We start from the raw sequence: 20695 nt of genomic DNA on the forward strand, positions 1-20695 counted from the left end.
GTCAATGCGATAGTGGGCTTGGTCATCGTGGTTTCTCTGGTGAGTGTTTGGTCTTTGCAAACTCAACGTTAGCCAAGAACCACGATGACCAACCTCTTTCGCCTACAGGGCGCCTTCGGTTGGTTCAGTTACACCACTTCCAGGGACACGATCACTAAGCGTCAGCGGTGCAGCCACCGCCAGCGAATGGCCGCCTGGAGGAATTGGTGGCGTTTGCTGCCCTTGGAGTGATGCCGAATTAAAAACCCATGTTCATCCACTCGAAAACGCCACTGATCAATTGCTCAAAATTCAAGGTGTGTCGTTTGAATGGAAAGAAGGTGGCCGCAAGGACATTGGCGTTATTGCGCAAGACGTGCAGAAGGTTTACCCGCAATTAGTGCGTAATGACAAAAAATACCTGCAAGTCGATTACGACAAACTGGTAGCGCCGCTGATTGAATCCGTGCGTGAGTTGAATGCACGCATCAAGGTGTTGGAAGCCCAAAAAGCGGCTCACTAAACACCCAAGGATGCTCCGATCAACTTGCCGCTTGGCGGCGGCAAGTCGTCATTTGCCGGGCACGCATCACGATGTACTGGTATTTGAGCGATGCACGCTGTATCAAGGGCGTTATGGCCCGCCCTGCCGTTTTAAAGCCCTCCCCAGGTTCGATCGAGCAAACAAGCGCGGCGCGTAACTCCCCCCCCATTCGCAGCGTGTCCAAGCGTTTTCCCAGCGTCTGAAACGGGGATGAGTCCAGCGAAAATGGACCGTTGCCCCATCATGAGGACGACTAACGTTTTAGTGAAATCAATTCATTTTCTCTCGCCCAAGGGTGCGGCCTAGAATGCCTGTTAATTGCAGACAGTATAAAGACTGTCCTCTCAGGATTTAGGACGCCAGAACCATGAGCCCATCTTTCACGTTCACCCTTAAAAGCATTTGTTTCGACGAGCATTACCACCCCTCCGACAATACGCGCATTACCACCAACTTTGCGAACTTGGCCCGCGGCGCAAGCCGTCAGGAGAATTTGCGCAATACGCTAAGCATGATCGACAACCGTTTTAATGCCTTGGCGCATTGGGATAACCCCAAGGGTGATCGTTACACGGTCGAGCTTGAGATCATCTCTGTCGAGATGAACATTGATACGCCAGGCAGCCGCAACGCCCTGCCCCTGATTGAAATTTTGAAAACGAATATTGTCGATCGAAAAACCGACGAGCGTATTGAAGGCATTGTCGGCAATAATTTCTCCTCTTACGTGCGTGACTATGACTTTAGTGTGCTGTTGTTGGGCCACAACAAAGGTCAGTCCGGATTCAGCACCCCCGACAACTTTGGGGACCTGCACGGCAAACTGTATAAAGCCTTTGTGACGTCCAGCGCTTACAAAGAGCACTTCAACAAGCAGCCGGTCATCTGCTTAAGCGTGTCGAGCAGCAAGACGTATCACCGCACCGAAAACCAGCATCCGGTATTGGGCGTTGAGTACCAGCAGGATGAATACTCGTTGACGGATGACTATTTCAAAAAAATGGGGTTGAAGGTTCGTTATTTCATGCCTTCAAACAGCGTCGCGCCGTTGGCCTTTTATTTTGCCGGGGATTTGTTGGGCGATTACACCAATCTTGAGCTCATCAGCACCATCAGCACGATGGACACCTTCCAAAAGATTTACCGCCCCGAGATTTACAACGCCAACTCTGCGGCGGGCAAATCCTATCAGCCAAGCCTGAGTCATCAGGACTATTCATTGACGCGAATTGTTTACGACCGAGAAGAACGCAGTCGGCTGGCCGTTGAGCAAGGACGGTTTGTCGAAGAGCACTTCATGAAGCCTTACCAGGCGGTGCTTGAACAGTGGTCCGCCCAACACGCGCTTTGATTCATTTAATAGACAAGGTCATTTTTCATGAAAAAGTTATTACCCACTTCCACTGCGGGCAGCTTGCCTAAACCATCTTGGCTGGCACAACCCGAGACACTGTGGTCACCTTGGAAGTTGCAAGACGAAGGCTTGGCCGAGGGCAAGCAAGATGCGTTGCGCCTGGCGTTGCAGGAACAGCAACACGCCGGGATTGATATCGTCAGTGACGGCGAACAAACGCGCCAACACTTCGTCACCACGTTTATCGAACACCTCAGCGGTGTTGATTTTGAGAAGCGTGAAACCGTTCGAATTCGTGATCGCTATGATGCCAGCGTGCCGACAGTCGTTGGCGCGGTGGCTCGCCAAAAGCCCGTGTTTGTCGAAGATGCCAAGTTTTTGCGTCAGCAAACCCAGCAACCCATCAAATGGGCCCTGCCAGGCCCCATGACGATGATTGATACGCTGTACGACAACCACTATAAAAGCCGCGAAAAACTGGCCTGGGAATTCGCCAAGATTCTCAATCAGGAAGCCCGAGAATTGGAAGCGGCCGGTGTAGACATCATCCAGTTCGATGAGCCCGCCTTTAACGTGTTCTTTGATGAGGTGAATGACTGGGGCGTGGCCACGCTAGAACGGGCCATTGAAGGGCTTAAATGCGAAACGGCAGTCCATATTTGCTATGGCTATGGCATCAAGGCCAATACCGATTGGAAAAAGACATTGGGCTCAGAATGGCGCCAATATGAAGAGGCGTTCCCCAAGCTGCAAAAGTCCAGTATCGATATCATCTCGCTGGAATGTCACAACTCTCATGTGCCTATGGATCTGATTGAGCTTATCCGCGGCAAAAAAGTCATGGTCGGGGCCATTGATGTGGCGTCCAACACCATTGAAACACCCGAGGAAGTCGCCAATACCTTGCGAAAAGCCCTCCAGTTTGTTGATGCCGACAAGCTTTACCCGTGCACGAACTGCGGCATGGCGCCCCTCTCTCGTTCCGTAGCAAGAGGCAAGCTCAATGCGTTGAGCGCTGGCGCAGAGATCGTTCGAAAAGAACTGTTGAACTCGCGCTGAGTTTAAAGTCAGACGCGGTGCACACAAGTGCCAAGGTTGAAGTCTGCCCCCGACAGTGGGCAGCTTTCGGCTTTCCTTGGCACTGTGAAGCGGCACCCCTTATTCAGGACTTCTTTATGTCACTTTCCAGCACGGCTATCGAGCCACTGCGTTTTCGCGAAGCGCTCGGGCACTACGCGTCCGGTATCACGGTGATCACCTCCCACATAGAGGGCGAGCCGATTGGCTTTACGTGTCAGTCGTTCTACAGCGTGTCGATGAGCCCGCCACTGGTGTCATTCAGCGTCATGTCCAATTCGGCCAGCTACCCCAGGATTCGTCAGGCGGGTCGATTCGCGGTCAATATCCTGTCAGGTGAACAGGTGAGCATTTCCAACCAATTCGCGCGCCGGGGTACAGACAAGTGGCACGGCGTCGAATGGCAAGCGTCGCCGCTGGGTAACCCGATTATCGCCGGCAGCCTGCACTGGCTTGATTGCGACATTCACGCAGAACACGCCGCCGGTGATCACGTGATCGTGATTGGTGAAGTGAAAGCGTTGAACCTGCAAGAAACCGTCGCCGCGCAGCCGTTGCTGTATTTCAAAGGGCAATACTGCAACCTCGCGGCACACCGTGCGGTTTGAGCGATGACGTGCTCTACCCGCTTCGACCTCAACTGAACGCCCTGGCCAACGTCGCCTTGAATGATTTATCGACAAAGCCGTGGGCAACCAGAAGCGCCTTCACCTGTTTTTTCTGTAAAACCTTGGCATTCACCAGCGGCTGAAAGGCGTGCTCGAACGCTTTCATTTGTCCGGATGCACCGCCCGCGGCGACCTTTTCCATGCCCGGTGTCGTGGCCATCAACAACTCATGGATATCCTTGCCAGACAGCGTCTGGTGCTGATGGCAGCGACGCAGTTGCTCCACCACCACCGCCATCGAGGGCAGGTCCGCGTGCCGCCATAGCTCGTGGGTCGCCGGGACATTGGCGATGTCAGGCGCCGTAAACAGCTCTTTGACCTGTGGCCGGGTCAACAAGCCGCTCGCTGCCGCCTCCGTCACCTGCTCCAGAAACGCCGAAATCGTCGCCGTGTGCCCTTTATCCATGGCCGGGGCCAGTCCATCGGTGCTGGCGTTACCGCTGCGCGCTTGGGATTTGAACAGGTCAAACACGTCGTCGGGCGTCAGCAACCCTTTCTCTGCGAAGTGCCTGACACCCTTCATCCAGGTGGACACGGTCTGTGCATGACCGTTTTGCAGCGCCGTAAACATGCCCGGAAACCCGTGATCAGACGCCTCAAGCACGGCCTTCAGGGCCGGTCCGCCCTTGGGATATTCGCTTGCCACTGCGCCGAGCAATTGCTCCAGCAATTGGGGATCGTTGCGGTCCAGGGCAAGACCGACGAACGCCGTGGTGATCTGATCGGGTGTGGACTGATCGCTGCCCAATCGGTTTCGCAGTGCTTCGCTCGGCGTGAAGAAGTTGTCTTTGCCATACAGCGTGAACGCGTGATAGCCATCCTGGCGAAAATGCTGCAGGGGCTTTTCGATGGTTTCCAGCGCGTCAAGATCCCGATAATTTGCCGCTTCGACCCTGAAGTGATTGGTGGTGTTATTCGGGTCGTAGAGGCTGACGCATACCCTGCCCTGCTCCTTGATCTGCATGTGCAGCGCCATCGCATGGTCAGTGGTGGTGAGCAGAAAATCGGCACTCGTTTGCTGTCGTTGGGTCAGGGTGTGAGCCAGGTGCATGACCTGCACGGACAACATATCCACCGAAACCACGCAGGTGTTTTCCAGGTTCGCGGCGCTTTTTAGGGCCATCACCCCCTGATGGGCCGAACGCAACGTGCCACCGGAAAAATGCGCCTTGATGGACGCTTCATCTTTTACGGTGTTGAGAAAACGCGCCTTGTTCGGGCTATTGAAATATTCAAACGCCAAGTGTCGGCACGCCACCTCGGTGCTACCCGCAGCGTCGATTTCACTGCGCGGCAACACCACGTTCATGTTCAGGTTGTGATTGGGCCGCTTCTGCGACAGGTACACAGAGTCCTTCTTGCGCCGGGCTGAAACGGCGCCTGACTGATCCTGCAGGGGCAACGCACCTGGGCGCGACGACTCTGCCACGCGGGACAACGTGGCGCAGCCCAAGTGTGTACGCGATGCCACAAGCGCGCGGTCGGCCAAGCTGCTTTGCGCGACCGGCGCCTGTTGCGGGGCAACCGAACGCTCACGGGGTTGCGTGGCAGGTCCACCTTGAGCGGGAGCGGCATGCACCGCAACGTTGCCAGGCATTTCGCTTGAAACCGGTACAGATCGGATGAGGGTCATAGGGGCTGCAAGCCTGCAAATTAAGCCAAGTACTGTGAGTGTCGAACAGCCCGGTGCAGGTTCCCATAGGGCGATGAAAACCGACCGGCGACACTGTGCAGACCAGCAAAGACATGGCCTGCGGACGTCGCAGGTCCCGTCTTATCCGCCTTACCTCACCCCAACACCTCCCCAATCACCGCTCCCAGCGTCTGCGCATGCACCTTGACCATCGTTTCATGGTCCCCCGGCACCTCCACCCTCACCCGCTGCGCCGGGGCCAGCACGTGTTCCCACCCCAAATACAGCGGCAACGCGTCATGCCCCTCCTTGGGTGTGAGGGTGGTGTCACTGGCCACGAACAAGTGCATGCGCCCTGCCAGTGGCCGTGGCCGCCAGCTGTGCATCGCACGGGCATGGGCCAGCAGACGTTGCAGGAACAGGCGGTCTTGTTGCGGCGTGGCATGTGCCAGGTGCCACAAGGTGCGGCCGGCCTGGCGATAGCTGTGCAGGGCGTTGACGATGTCTTCCACCACCGCTTCTACGCTGTGCTGCGCGGTGATGTTGATCAGGCCGGGGGCGTGGTCGACGAAGTTGTTGGTCACAAACGCGTGCAGGGTCACCAGGCTGGCGTGGTGGGCGCTGCTTGGGGTGTGTTGGGGCGGCAAGGTGGTATCGAACAGGCCCAGGAACTCCACGGCCTGCCCTTGTTCCTGCAGTTGTGTGGCGATTTCATAGGCGCTCAGCCCGCCAAAGGACCAGCCCGCCAGGCGATAAGGGCCGTGGGGTTGCACGCTGCGGATGAGGCCGATGAAGCGTGCGGCGATGTCCTTCAGGTTGTCGTGCTGGGGCGCGTCCAGCGGCAGCGGCGGCAGGCCGTATACCGGCACGTCGGGGTCGATGTGCGCGGCGAGGTGTTCGAAGTACCACGAATAGCCTTGCAAGGTGTGGGTCAGGAACAATGGCCGCTGTGTGCCCTGTGGGTTGAACTCCAGCAGGGGCGGCTCGTCGGCGGTCGTCGGGGCTTGCGCGTCCAGCAGGCGGGCCAGCCGGGCGACGCTGCGGGTGTCGAAGATGTCGCGCACCGACAGCTCCACCCGCAGCGCTTCACGGATGCGTACCACCAGTTGCGAGGCCATCAACGAATGGCCGCCCAGGGCGAAGAAGTTGTCGTGGCGGCCTACCCGCTCAAGCTCCAGCACCTGCGCCCACAGGGTGGTCAATGTGGATTCGAGCGGGCCTTGTGGCGCGTCGTCTTCGTCGGGCCGTTGTGCCCTGGCGGGTACGCTCATCGTGCCGAGCGTCAACCGGTCGAGTTTGCCGTTGGGCAGGCGCGGCAAGGCGGGCAGCGGGATGAACCGGCTGGGCACCATGGCGTCCGGCAGGCGCTGTGACAGCCAGTCATGCAGCCCGTTGTGGTCCACCGCCGTGTCGGCCACGTAAAACGCGATCAATTGATCCTGGCGTGCCACGGCCGCCACGCTGTGCAGGCCGGGGTAGCTCGCCAGTGCCAGCTCCACTGCGGGCAGTTCCACGCGCTGGCCACGCACTTTGATCTGGAAGTCTTCGCGGCCCAGGTGCAGCAGTTGCCCGTCGGCCAGCCACTGGCCGAGGTCGCCAGTGTGCAGCGCGCGCTCGCCCGAGGGCAGTTGCACAAACCGCTCTGCGCTCAACGACGGCTGGTTCCAGTAGCCCGGGCCCACGCCTGCGCCTTCGACAAACAATCGCCCCGGTGCGCCCACCGGCACCGGGCGCAAGTGCGCGTCCAGTACATGCACACGCACGTTGGCGATAGGCCGACCGGCCGGCATCATCGCGCCGGTGTACTCTTCGGCGCCTTCGCTGTAGGTGATGTCGTTGAGCTCGGTGCAGCCGTAGTTATTGTGCAGGCGCGCCTGCGGCAGCAGCGCGGCGAAGCGTTGCTGCAACTGATGGCTCAGGGGTTCGCCAGCGGTCACGACGTGGCGCAAGTGGCCAAGATGTGCGGCCTGGTCAAGCAACGCGTCCAGGTGCGAGGGCACCAGGTTCAAGCGTGTCACGCGGTGCTCGTGCAGCGCGGTAGCGAACGCCACGACGTCCTTGACGGTGGCATCGGCCAGGATCACTTGTGGCACACCCACCAACAGCCCGCCGAGCAATTCCTTGACCGAGGGTACAAACGACATGGAGGTCTTTTGCGCGACGACCTCGTGCGCCGCAAACGGCATACGCGCCCACAGCGCCTGCAACCCGTTGAGCACTTGCCGGTGTTCCACCACCACGCCCTTGGGTTCGCCAGTGGAGCCTGAGGTATAGGCGATGTACGCCACATCGTCGGCGCAGGTGAGGTGTTCGGCCACAGGTGTACTCGCCTGCGGGTCCACCTCCAGGTCCAATTGCAACAGCGGCGCCCCCGTGAGGCTTGGCGCCAGGCGTGAGGTGGTCAGCACCCACACCGGCTGCGCGGCACTGATAATCCTTTGTACGTAGGCTGCCGGGTAACCTGGGTCTACCGGCACGTAGTGCGCCCCGAGCGTGAACACCGCCAGCACGCTGGCCAGGTAATCGGCGGAGCGTGGCTGGTACAAGGCGATGCAAGCGCCCTGCCCCACGCCCCGGCGCTGCAGGGTGGCGGCAATGGCGCGGCTGCGCCGGGCAAGCCAGGCATAGCTGTACTCACCTGCGTCATCGAGGCAAGCCAGTGCCTCGGGGTGTTGCGCCACTTCGCGAGCGAACAACGCGTTCACGGAGGTCGGCTCAAAGGCCTGTGCGGTGGCGTTGCTGGCCGCGATCAGTGCGTGTTCGTCAGCGGTCAAGGCCAAGAGGCCGGTCAGCGTGTGTTGCGGGGCCTCGACCATGCGCGCCAGGGTGTCCAGCCAGACCGACAGCATCAGTTCCACCTGCGCTGCGCCAAAGCGCAGCGTGTCGAAACTGGCGACCAATTCCAGCGCGCGTGCGTCACCGAACACCTCGAGGTCCAGGTCGGCGTGGGCAGTGCGGTCGGCCGCCAGCGGCCATTCGTGGACGCTCAAGGTGTCGCCCCAGGGCTGGCTGTCAACGCCGGGGAAGTTTTGATGGCGCAGCATCACCGGCAACGGCGAACGGCCCGCGGGTTGGCGCAGGTGCGGGGCGGCCGCCAGCATCTGCTCAAAGGGCAACGCCTGATGCTCCAGGGCGTGCACCACTGTTGTATGGGTATGCGTCAGCAGTTGTGCGAGGGTCAGCTCGCTGTCAACGCGCAAGCGCAGGGGCAGGATATTGACGAAAAAGCCAATCAACGGGTCCAGCAGCGGGTCGTCACGCCCGGCCACGGTGGTGCCGATCAGCAGGTCGTCACGCCCGCTCTGACGCCAGGCCACCACCGCCCAACCGGCCAGTAACAAGGTGAACAGGCTGGTATTGCGCTGTTGGCTGAACTGCGCGAGCCGCGCAGCCAGGTGGGCGTCTACCCGGCGTCGGCACACCCTCACCGGCCCTGGTGCGACGGCGGTCGGCGTGCCCGGCACGCACAGGTCGACAGGTTCGGGGGCATCGGCCAGCGTGGCGCGCCAGTACTCGCGTTGCGCGCTCAGGTCCTGGTGGCGTTGCCAGTAGGCATAGTCGGCCTGCTGGATGGCCAGTGGCGCCAGTGCGGCGTCCTGGCCGCTCAGTTGCGCGAGGTACAGCGCCCGCAGGTCGCCCACCAGCACGGCGGTGGACCAGCCGTCAGACACGATATGGTGAATCACCATCGACAGCACATGGCGCGTTGGCGCCAGGCGCATCACTTGCACTTGAATCAGCGCGCCTTGGTCCAGATTGAACTCCGTGCGCCCATGGTGACGCAACGCCGCTGGCAGTTCGTGCGCGCTGATCTCGCGCACCGGCAACGCGATCGCCGTGGGGGCGTCGATCCACTGCAACGGCACCCCGTCGCCCCCCTCGGCCTTGAACCGCGTGCGCAAGGGTTCATGTCGCGCCTGCAACGCCGCGAACGCGGCGTGCAAGGCGGGCAACGACAGCTCGCCTTGCAGCTCCAGTGCGCCATGCCAGTTGTACGCCCGCCCGCCATCGCGGGTTTGAATCAGCCACAAACGCTCCTGCACAAACGACAGCGGCAACGGCGCGTGCCGGGGTTGCGGCGTAATGGCGAGGTGGTTCAAGGCTTGGGTGACGACCACCCGTGCGGCAAAATCTTTCAGGCTACGGCTGTCGAACAGGGCCCGCAGGCTGCCCCGGTCGCCAAAGGCCTGGCGTACGGCACCGGCCACCCGCATGGCCAGCAGCGAGTCACCGCCGCGCTCGAAGAAATTGTCTTCGCGCCCTACCCGCTCCACACCCAGCAGCGTGGCCCAGATGCGTGCCAATTGCTGTTCCACTTCGCCTTGCGGCGCGGCGTAACCGGCCGGTGCAGCGGGTGCTGCTGGCAACGGCGTGGGGCGTGCCTGAACTACCACCCCGCAAAAGTGCGCCACCGGGGTGGGCAGCCCGCTGCCCAGGGCGGTATTCAAGTGCGCCAGCGCATCGAGCATGTCGGCGCAGACCCGCTCGGCATCTATGCCAGGCACGGCTTGCAAGGTCAGGCTGAACGCCTCGCCCAGGTCGTCCACTGCCATCACCAACGGGTAGTTGGTGCGCTCCCGGCCGCCGAGTTGCTCAATGCCATCGGCCAATGCAGAGGGCTCGTGGCTTTGCGGCGCCTGTGCGCTGTAGCGGTAATTGAGCAGTGCGGTAAACAGCGGGTTGGGCGCCGGCACTGCGCTGCAGCGCTGGGCCAGTGACAGCGGCGCATGCTCGTGGGCCAGCAGGCGGATGAGCCCGTCATGGGTCTGGCGCAGGCTGGTGTTGGCATCATGCCCACCCAGGTCCACGCACAGCGGCAAGGTGTTGATGAACAGGCCCAGCACGCGGTCAGCGGCCGCCCCGCCCTGCAAACGACCGAACAGCACGGTGCCGAACACTACCCGCGCCTGGCCGGTGGTTTTTGCCAGCACCAACGCCCACGCCAAGTGCATCACACTCGCCGCGCTCACGCCCAGCCGTCGTGCCTGTTGGCGCAGGCTGTGGGACAGTGCGTCAGGTACGGGGCGCTGGACTTCGACCACGTCGCGGCCATCGCCGGTGACGTCCAGCACACCGAAGGGTGCCGTGGGGGTGTCGACCGCGCCGAGCATCTGCTTGAAAAACGCCTCATGGGCCTGGGTACTGACCGTCAGGCGGTTTTGCGCGATGAAATTGCGAAACGGCGCCGGGGCCGGTAGCTGGGCACCGTCGCCCCGCGCAAAGGCCAGGGCTTCTTCCAGCACCCGATCCAGGCTGGTGTGGTCCAGCACCAGGTGGTGAAAGACGATGTGCAACAACCAGCGCCCGGCGGCCGGGTCTTCGGCGACGGCGCAGCGCAGCAGCGGTGCCTGGCTGATGTCCAGCCGTAGCGGTTGTTCGCCAGTCTCGTCCAGCACCAGCGGCGCCTGTCGGTGCACCACTTGCACGGCCTGCTCCAGGCCGTCCCACACAAAGCCGGTGCGCAAGATGTCGTGCCGGTCGATGACCTGTTGCAGGGCCGCGACGAAGCCTTGCAACGCTTCGCGCGTCTTGAACCCCAGCGTGCCGTTGAGCAGGTACGGGTCGTGCGTCTGTTCCATCAGGTGATGAAACAGGATGCCTTCCTGCAACGGCGCCAACGGGTAGATGTCCTGGATATTCGCGGCGCCGCCGCTCACCTGCCGGGCGATGTGGTCCAGCGCCGGTTGGTCGAGGCTGATCAGCGTGAGCATGTCAGGTGTCAACCGTTGGCACTGCGCCGCAATTCGGTTGGGCGGCACTGCCTGCTCTTGGGGTTGGGTGTGGACATGGCTGGCCAACTCGGCGAGCGTGGGCGCGCCAAACAAGGTGCGAATGTCCACCGACAGGCCCGCCTGGCGCAGGCGTTCCACCAGGCTCACGGCCAGCAGTGAATGCCCGCCCAGTTCAAAGAAGTTGTCGTGACGGCTGACCGGGTCCACGGCCAGCAAGGCACTCCAGATGCGCGCCAGGGTGGTTTCGATGTCGCCCTGCGGCGCCTCGAATTGCGCGCGCACCAACGCGTCGAGCCCCGGGGCGGGCAAGGCTTTGTGGTCCAGTTTGCCGTTGACGGTCAGCGGCAGGTGCGCCAGGTGCACAAACGCCGACGGCACCATGTGCGCAGGCAACAGCAGGCTGGCCTGCTCGTGCAAGGCCAGATTCAGCGACGGGCTGCCGGTGTAATAGGCCACCAGGCGTTGGTCGTTCGCCAGGTCCTGGCGGGCGATGACCCGCACATGGGCAACGCCAGGCACTGCCGAAAGCGCAGCCTCGATTTCCCCCAGTTCGATGCGAAAGCCGCGGATTTTCACCTGGGCGTCGTTGCGGCCCAGGTACTCGACTTCACCATTGGGCAGCCAGCGCCCCAAATCGCCGCTCTTGTACATGCGCGACGGGGTGTCGCTGAACGGGTCGTGCACAAAGCGCTCGGCGGTTAGCGCCGGGCGGTTCAGGTAACCCCGCGCCACACCGGCACCGGCCACGTACAGCTCACCCACCACACCCACCGGCACGGGTTGGCGCTGGGGGTCGAGCAGGTACAGGCGCAAGTCGTCGAGGGGCGCGCCGATGGGGCTGCCGTTGTGGGCGGTGTCGGCGGGAGTCAGGGCGCGGTAGGTCACGTGCACGGTGGTTTCGGTGATGCCATACATGTTCACCAATTGGGTGTGCGCATTCTGCGGGCGGGCGTACCAGGGTTTCAGGCTGGCCACGTCCAGCGCCTCACCGCCGAAAATCACGTGGCGCAAAGCATGCCCACGCGGCGTTTCGCCCTGGGCCGTGATCAGTTGCCCAAACGCGCTGGGCGTCTGGTTAAGCACCGTCACATCCTCGTCGCAGAGCAGCGCATAACAGGCCTGCGGCGAGCGCCGGGTGAGGTGCGGCACCACCAGCAGGCGGCCGCCGTGCAGCAGCGCGCCCCAGATCTCCCACACCGAAAAATCGAAGGCAAACGAATGGAACAGCGCCCACACATCCGCCTCGCCAAAACCAAACTGGCCGGCTGTTGCCTGGAACAGCCGGGTAACCTGGCGGTGCTCGATCATCACGCCCTTGGGCTGGCCGGTGGAGCCCGAGGTGTAGATCACGTAGGCCAAGTGCTCGGCACCAAGGCCCGGCACTTGCGGCGTGTGGGCTGGCCCGTCATCGAGGATGTCGGTGATGCACACCTGCACGACAGGCAGCGGCCCCAACAGAGCGAGGGTGTCCGCGCTCAACAGCACCACTGCCGGTTGGCTGTCTTCCAGCACCCAGCTCAGCCGCTCCAGCGGGTAGTTCGGGTCCAGCGGCACGTAGCCTGCGCCCGCTTTGAGAATCCCCAACACCCCCACCAGCATCTCAAGCCCCGGCTCCACGCAAATAGCCACGCGGTCATCGGGTTTCACCCCATGGGCGATAAGACGATGGGCCAGGCGGTTGGCGCGGGTGTCGAGTTCGCGGTAGGTCAACGATTGGCCTTCGCACGTCAGGGCCAGTGCTTGCGGAGTGCGTGCGGCCTGCGCTTCGAACACGCGGTGCAGGGTGTCGGGCACGTTGTGCTCCACTCGCCCGGAGTTGAACCCTTGCAGCACCTGCAAGCGTTCGGCGGCGGGCAGCACGGGCAAGGTGTTCAACGGCGTTTGCGGGGCCTGCTCCAGCGCGTCCACCAGCGCTGCCAGCGCGGTGAGCATGCCGTCGCGCACTTGCCGTGGGTCGATCCCGGCGGCGGCCTGAACCACCAGGTCAAACTGATTGCCGCGGTCATCCACACACAGCACCAACGGGTAGTGGGTGCGTTCATGGGCGGCCAACAGGCGCGCCCCCGGCCACACGTCTTGGCCCACCGCCAGGGTGTCCTGACCTTCACTGTGGCGATAGTTGAGCAGCGCGCTGAACAACGGTGTCGGCGCCGCCACCCCGCTGCAACGCTGGGCCAGGGCCAGCGAGGCGTGCTCATGGGCCAGCAATGCCGCCAGGGTGCGCGCGGTCTGCTGCACACCGGTTTGCACATCGGTCGTGTTGACGTCGAGGCGCACCGGCAAGGTATTGATAAACAGCCCCAACGCCCGGTCCGCGCCCGCACCGCCCTGCAAACGGCCCAGCAGCACGGTGCCAAACACCACTGACTCACGCCCCGCCAACACCGCCAGCACCCGTGCCCAGGCCAGGTGATACAGGCTGGCCGCACTCACCCCCAACTGCCGGGCCTGGCTGCGCAGCCGGGTGGTCAACGCCGCTGGCACCTCGGCGGCGGCCTCCTGCACGGGGCCCGCATCGGCCTGTATGCCCGCGATGCCGTACGGCAGGGTCGGCTCGTCGATGTCCTGCAATTGCTCGCCAAACCAGGCTTCATGCTGCCCGGCCGCGGTGCCCGAGCGGGCCTGTATCACGTAGTTGCGATACGGCACGCTGGCCGCCAGTTGCGCGCCGCGCCCCTGCAAAATGGCCTGCACTTCCTGCTGCACGAACGCCAGGGCCACATGGTCCAGGGCGATGTGGTGGAAGCGCAGCATCCCCACCCAGCGCTGGTTGGCTTCGTCTTTGGCGTAAAACCATTCCAGCAACGGTGCGCGGTTGAGGTTCATGCCGCGCTGGCGCGTATCGAACCAGCGTTGCATCTGCCCCGCCACATCGCCCAATTCGGGGTCGCACACAAACTGTTCCGGCTCCAGCGGGGCATGCCGCCACACCACTTGCACGGGGGTGTCCAGGCCTTGCCAGTGCACGGCGGTGCGTAATGCATCGTGACGGTCGATAACCTGCTGCAACGCGTCGATCACCGCGTCGAGCACTGCTTGGCTTTCGAAGGCAAAGAGTGACTGCAACTCGTAGGGGTCAGCGTCGCTGGCCGTCAGGTGGTGGTAAAGAATGCCTTCTTGCAACGGTGCCAGCGGGTAGATGTCCTGCACATTGGCGGCGCCGCCCGGGACTTGCGCCAAGACCTTGTCGATCTGCGCTTGAGTCAGGTCCACCAGCGTCAACATGGCCGGGGTGATATGGGTGGCCCCCGGCTCGATGGCATTGGCCACAAGGGTTGATGCCTGACGCTCGCGGCTCACTTGGCTGGCCAGGTCCGCCAGCGTCGGCGCCGCCAGCAGCGCGCTGATCTCGATGAACAGACCGGCGCGGCGCAGGTGCTCCACCAGGCTCACGGCCAACAACGAATGGCCGCCCAGTTCATAAAACTGGTCGTGGCGACTCACCCGCTCAACCCCCAGCAACTGCGACCAGATCTGCGCCAGCAGTGCCTCGACGTCACCCACCGGGCCTTCGTAGGCGCTGCGCCCGGCAGCATCGCCCTCAGGCTCAGGCAAGGCCTTGCGGTTGAGCTTGCCATTGGGGGTCAACGGCCAGGCCGGTACATGCACAAACGCCGACGGCACCATGTGCGGCGCCAGTTGCCTGCTTGCGTGTTCACGCAGGTGGTCGCGGGCGATGACATCGCCGGTGTAATACGCCACCAGGCGCTTGCCGGACACGCCATTCTCCCGCGCCAATACGGCCACTTCCTGCACACCGGCCAGCTGCGCCAACACCGCTTCGATCTCACCCGGCTCGATGCGCAGGCCACGGATTTTCACCTGGTCGTCGTTGCGCCCCAGGTACTCGATGGCGCCATTGGGCAGCCAGCGGGCCAGGTCGCCGGTCTTGTACATCCGCGCCTGCGCTGTCGGGTGGAACGGGTCGTGCACGAACCGCTCGGCGGTCAGGTCGGGGCGGTTCAGGTAACCCCGGGCCACTTGCACCCCGGCAATGTGCAACTCACCAGCAATGCCCACCGGCACCGGCTGGCCCCGGGCGTCGAGGATGTAAATGCGCGTGTTGGCGATGGGGCGCCCAATCAAGGACAACGCATCTTCGGCGCTGCATTGCCAGGCGGTCACATCCACCGCCGCCTCGGTAGGCCCGTACAAGTTATGCAACGCCGCCTGCGGCAGCAGCGTGAGCGCACGGCGCAGCGTGCTCAGTGGCAAGGCCTCGCCGCTGCAGATCACGCGGGTCAACCCCTGGCACTCGGCCGCTTCTGCCAGTTCCAGGAAGACTTGCAGCATCGAGGGCACAAAGTGCAGCGTGGTGATGCCCTGCTGTGCGATCAACCGGCTCAGGTAGTCGGGGTCGCGGTGCCCGTCCGGGCGGGCGATGACCAAACGGGCGCCGGTCATCAGCGGCCAGAAGAACTCCCACACCGACACGTCAAAGCTGAACGGGGTCTTTTGCAACACGCGGTCCTGTGGCGTCAGGCACAGGGCTTGCTGCATCCACAGCAGGCGGTTGACCACGCCGTGGTGCTCGTTCATCACGCCTTTGGGCTGGCCGGTGGAGCCTGAGGTGTAAATGACATAGGCCAACTGCCGCTCGTCCACGGCCAGCGCCGGGTCATGGGCCGGGCCGTCCAGGGTGGTCGCGCACTCATCCAGATCAATGCAGGCCGTGCTGCCAGCCTGCAACAGGGCGCGGGTTTGCCCGTGCACCAGCAGCGCCGCCGGGGCGCTGTCGGCCAGCATGTAGGTGAGGCGCTCCAGCGGATACCCGGGGTCCAGCGGCACATAGGCGCCGCCTGCCTTGAGGATGGCAAACAACCCCACGACCATCTCCAGGCTGCGCTCCACACAGATCGCAACCCGGTCACCGGGCTTCACGCCATGGGCGATCAGCCGGTGGGCCAGGTGGTTGGCCTGCCGGTTCAGGGCGGCGTAGGTCAAGCGCTGCGCCTCGAACACCAATGCGACGGTTTCGGGCGTGGCGCGGGCCTGGGCTTCAAACAGCCCGTGCAGCGTCAGGCCCTGAGGGTATGGGGTGTCGGTGGCGTTGAAGTCATACAGCACGCGCTGGCGTTCGGTGGCTGGCAAGGCTGGCAGGTCGTGCACCGGGGTGTGCGGCGCCTGTTCCAGTGCGTAGGCCAGGCCCGCCAGCACAGTTTGCAAGCTGGCGCAGATAAAGCCTGCGTCAAGCGGGCTGGCGGCTTGCACGGTCAGGCCGAAACCATGGCCCCAATCGTCCACCGACAGCGTCAGCGGGTAGTGGGTGCGCTCCTCCAGGCTCAGCAGTTCGACGCCCTGCCAGTCGTGCTGCGTGTGTTCGTCGTTGTGGCGGTAATTGAGCAAGGCGCTGAACAGTGGCGTGGACGCTGCAACGCCGCTGCAACGCTGCGCCAGCGCCAAGGACGCCTGCTCATGCCCCAGCAGGCTCGCCAGGCGCCGGGCGGTGTCGCGCAGGTTGTCGTCCACCCGCTGCTCGCCCAGGCTCAGGCGCAACGGCAAGGTATTGATGAACAGCCCCAGCGCCTGTTCGCGGCTGTCATGCCCCTGCATGCGCCCCAGCAAGACGCTGCCAAACACCACCTCCTGCTGCCCGCACAGCAGCGCCAACACCCGCCCCCAGGCCAGGTGAAACACACTGGCGACGCTGATGCCCGCCTGACGCGCCTGTTGGCGCAGGCGTTGCGCCACGGCCGCAGGCACCGGCTCGATGACCTCGTTCACGTCGTCGGCGATGTGCGCCACCCCGTACGGCAGGCTTGGCGATTCGATGTCGTGCAACCGCTCGCGAAAATACGCCTCATGGGCCGCCACGGCCGCGGGGTCGCGGCTCTGGGCCACATAGTTGCGATAAGGCGCGGGTGCCGGCAGCGAAGGTTGGTCGTCCAGCAGGTACGCCTGCACTTCGTGCCTGAGCAGTTTGAGCGCCACGTTGTCCAGGGCGATGTGGTGCACCACCAGCAGGGCCAGCCAGCGCTCGTTGGCCGCGTCAAACGTGCACACCAGGTGCAGCAAGGGCGCCTGGCGCAGGTCCAGGCGCATGTGCCGGGCGTCGCAGCGTTGCAGCAGTTGATCGGCGATGGCGCCCTCGTGGGCGTCGAGCGTCAACCATTGCACGGGCAGCGACACCTCGCGCAGTACCACTTGCACCGGGCTGTCCAGCCCCTCCCACACCAGGGCGGTGCGCAAGATGTCATGCCGGGCGATCACTGCCTGCAAGGCGTGAATAAAGCGGTCGAGCCGCGCGCGGGTGTCCAGCGCGAATAGCCCCATCAGCCGGTAGGGGTCGGTGTCGCTGGCTGCCAGGTGATGGTAAAGGATGCCTTCCTGCAACGGCGCCAGTGGGTAGATGTCTTGCACATTGGCGGCGCCGCCTGGCAGGCCAGCCACCAGCCCGTCGAGCTGCGCCTGGCTGAGGTCGACCAGGGGCAGCAGGTCGGGCGTGAGCCGCGTGCACCCGGCGCCGATACGATTGGCCGGCACCTCTACCCGCTCCTGCTGGGTAAGTTGCCGGGCGAATTCGGCCAGTGTCGGCGCGCCGAACAACGCTCGGGCCTCGGCCTTGAGGCCGCGCTGGCGCAGGCTTTCGATCAGCCGCACGGCAGACAGCGAATGCCCGCCCAGCTCGAAAAAGTTCGCGTGCCGCCCTACCCGCTCCACCCCGAGAATCTGCTGCCAGAGCGGGGCCAGGAGTTTCTCCTGTGGGCTGTGCGGCGCCTCATACGCGGCGGCTGCGCGGGCCTCGAAGTTAGGTGCGGGCAAGGCTTTGCGGTCCAGCTTGCCGTTGACGGTCAGCGGCAGGCCTGGCAGGTGCACAAAGGCCGACGGCACCATGTGCGCGGGCAAGGCGGCCCTGGCTCGCAGGCGCAAGGCTTCATCCATGGACTTGGCTGCGACGTAGTACGCCACCAGTTGCACATCGCCGGGACGGACCTCGCGGGCCAGCACCGCCAGCTTCTGTACCCCCTCGACGTGCGCCAAGGTGGCTTCGATTTCCCCGGGCTCAATGCGCAATCCACGGATCTTCACTTGCTCATCGACGCGGCCCAGGAACGCCAACTGGCCGTCGGCGCGCCAGCAGCCGAGGTCCCCCGTGCGGTACAGGCGCGCACCGGGTTCGTCGCTGAACGGGTCCTGCAAGAAGCGCTCGGCGGTCAGTTGCGGCCGGTTCAGGTAACCCCGGGCCACGGCCGCCCCCGCGATGTACAACTCGCCGGTGACGCCAACGGGCACCGATTGCAGGCGTGCATCCAGCACGTACACGCGGGTGTTGGCGATCGGCTGGCCAATGGGCAGCGGCACGCCCTCGGGTTGCGGCGTATAGCGCCACGCCGTGGAGTCGATGGTGGCTTCGGTGGGCCCATACAGGTTGACCAGGCCCTGGCGGGTCAGTGCGCTGGCCTGCCGGGCCAGTTGCGCATCCAGAGGTTCGCCGCCGCTGAACAGGTAGCGGCAGGCAATCGGCGGCCCCGGGTGGTCCACCACCAGGCGCAGCAGGCTGGGCACGAATTGCGCCACGCTGACGCGGTGCCGCTGGATGGTTTCGACGATTTGCTCGATGTCCCTCGCCGCCTCATCCGGCAGCAGCACCAGGCGTGCGCCGAGGGCCAGCGGGGTCCAGATTTCCCACACCGACGCATCAAAGGCCATCGAGGTGCGTTGCAAAAAGGCATCGTCGTCCCCCAGGCCAAAGGTGTCGGTCTGCCACTGGAGATGGTTGAGCAGCGAGCCGTGCTCCACCATCACCCCTTTGGGCTGGCCGGTGGAGCCGGAGGTGTAAATCACGTAGGCCAGCTTGCTGGCGTCCAGCCCGGCCGGTTCGGGGTTAGGCAACGCCGTGTCGGGCGCACCGAGCGCGTCCAGGTCCAGCACGGGCACCGGGCTGTCAGCCAGCAACGAGGCGGTGGCCGCATGCACCAGCAAGGCCTTGGGCGTAACGTCGGCGAGGATCAGTTGCAAGCGTTCCACCGGGTAGGCCGGGTCTAGCGGCACATACGCCGCACCCGCCTTGAGAATGCCCAGCAACCCCACGATGCCTTCCAGGCTGCGCTCGACGCAAATCGCCACGCACTGGTCCGGCGCCACGCCCAGCGCCAGCAAACGGTGCGCCACTTGGTTGGCGCGGGCATTCAGTTGTGCGTAGGTGAGGCTTTGCCCGTGCAGCTCCAGGGCAATGGCCTGGGGCGCGCATGCTGCTTGGGCTTCAAATTGGCGGTGCACCAGGGCCATGGCGGGCTGCGTGACCCGGGTGTCATTCCAGCGGGCCAGGTGGCGCGCATCGTCGTCGGTCAGCAGGTTCAATTCAGCCACCGGCGTCTCGGCGGCTTCCAACACTTGCGCGAGCAAATGCTGCACGCGTTCGCCCAGCTGGGTGATGTCCTGGGCGTTGAAGCACGCCTGGCTGTAGAAGAAATGAATCCAGACGTTGTCGTCGTATTTGTTCTCGCGGATATGCACCGTCAACGGTTCCTGCTCATACCCGTTGGTGCCCATGATCACCTGCGCCGGTGCGTCATCGAAGCGCAAATCATGGTCGTCGCGCTCATAGGACACGGTGAGGTCGAACACCTGCGCCCGTTGCGAGCGCCACAGTTCCAGGTGACGGTTCAGGTCACTGAGGGCAAAGCGCTGGAAGCGGTAATCCTGCTTGAGCGTTTGTCCCAGGGACTTGACCAGCGCGCTGAAGGCCAGCGCCGGGTCATATTGCAGCCGCACCGGGCTGATGCCGATGAACAACCCGGCGGTGGCTTTCAGGCGGGCGTTGCCGCGGTTGAGCGTGGGCACGCCAACGGCCAGTTCAGCGCAGTGCTGGGTGCGCGAAAAGTAGGTGTAAAACAGCCCGAGCATCACGTGATAAGGCGTCGCCTCGCAGCGGCTGGCCAGGGCCACGACGCGCTCGAAAAAGCCTCGCGACAGGCGCACGCAGTCATGCCCGCTGGGCACCGGGCCCTGGGTGTGCTGCCCCGCATAGCGGGCGTGCAAAAGCGGCGGCGGCACGTCGCGGTACTTGTCGACCCAATACGCCAGGTTGCGCGGGTGTTGCGGGGATTGCTGCCAGGCCAGGTCTTCTTCGATGTACGCCTGATAGGTGGGCGCGGCGGCCTCGGGCGTGCCTGCGTCGCTGTACAGCGTGGACAACGACTCCACCAGCAGGCCGATCGACCAGCCATCGGCGATCAAATGGTGAAAGTTGAGGGTGAAATAGAAGCGGTCGTCGCGCACCTTGAGCAACTCGAACCGAAACAACGGTGCATCGATCAACGCAAAGGGCGTTTCCAGGCGTCGTGCCAGCAAGGCCTGGGCTGCAGCCTCGGCGTCGTCCTGGGCAGAAAAGTCATGCATCGGCACACGCACCGGCAGCGACGCCACAATGCGCTGCAACGGCACGCCCTCCTCGTCGCGGGCCGCATCCAGCTGGATGCGTAGCGCGTCATGGTGCTGCACCAGCTGGTTCACCGCCTGTTCAAAACGCTGCGGGTCAACGGGGCCGTCGATACGCACATGGCCACCGATCTTGTACAGGGGCGAGCCTTCATGCAGGGCCTGATCAAACCAGATCTGGCGTTGGGCGCGGGTCAGGGGGTACAGCTCGGCGGACGGCTTCACACGAATTCTCCTGGGCGACAGGCGCACGTGGGCGCTGTGGCGAAAGCCCGGCGCATCACCGGGCATGGTCTGTGTCTGAATGAGGGGGGCAAGCAGGCCGGG

The 20695-nt window shown here is 63.7% G+C and carries 6 protein-coding genes; 4 read left to right on the forward strand and 2 right to left on the reverse strand.

What is annotated here, in order from left to right; translation table 11 throughout:
• Nucleotides 1-202 precede the first annotated feature (202 nt).
• The 4 genes from ACW9H9_RS00005 to ACW9H9_RS00020 all read left to right on the forward strand — a co-directional run bounded on the left by ACW9H9_RS00005 (nt 203) and on the right by ACW9H9_RS00020 (nt 3562).
• Nucleotides 203-502, forward strand: a complete 300-nt coding sequence (locus tag ACW9H9_RS00005; RefSeq protein WP_457341097.1) for a tail fiber domain-containing protein — start codon at nt 203-205, stop codon at nt 500-502.
• A gap of 388 nt (nt 503-890) precedes the next feature.
• Nucleotides 891-1874, forward strand: coding sequence for a DUF1852 domain-containing protein (locus ACW9H9_RS00010; RefSeq protein ID WP_457341092.1), 984 nt, complete (start codon nt 891-893; stop codon nt 1872-1874).
• Nucleotides 1875-1901: 27 nt separating this feature from the next.
• On the forward strand, nt 1902-2936 hold the full coding sequence (locus ACW9H9_RS00015) for a methionine synthase (RefSeq protein WP_457341091.1): 1035 nt from the start codon (nt 1902-1904) through the stop codon (nt 2934-2936).
• A 116-nt stretch (nt 2937-3052) separates the two neighbouring features.
• Nucleotides 3053-3562 (forward strand): flavin reductase family protein, encoded by a 510-nt coding sequence (locus ACW9H9_RS00020; protein WP_457341090.1) that lies wholly within the window; start codon nt 3053-3055, stop codon nt 3560-3562.
• A gap of 28 nt (nt 3563-3590) precedes the next feature.
• Here ACW9H9_RS00020 and ACW9H9_RS00025 read toward each other — a convergent pair whose 3' ends face one another.
• A complete protein-coding gene (locus ACW9H9_RS00025; RefSeq protein ID WP_457341089.1) occupies nt 3591-5255 on the reverse strand; it encodes a ShET2/EspL2 family type III secretion system effector toxin in 1665 nt (554 codons plus the stop codon).
• Nucleotides 5256-5410: 155 nt separating this feature from the next.
• Nucleotides 5411-20659 (reverse strand): amino acid adenylation domain-containing protein, encoded by a 15249-nt coding sequence (locus ACW9H9_RS00030; RefSeq protein WP_457341088.1) that lies wholly within the window; start codon nt 20657-20659, stop codon nt 5411-5413.
• Between the last annotated feature and the right edge of the window lie 36 nt (nt 20660-20695).

It is taken from the genome of Pseudomonas sp. SDO5215_S409, assembly GCF_054071325.1.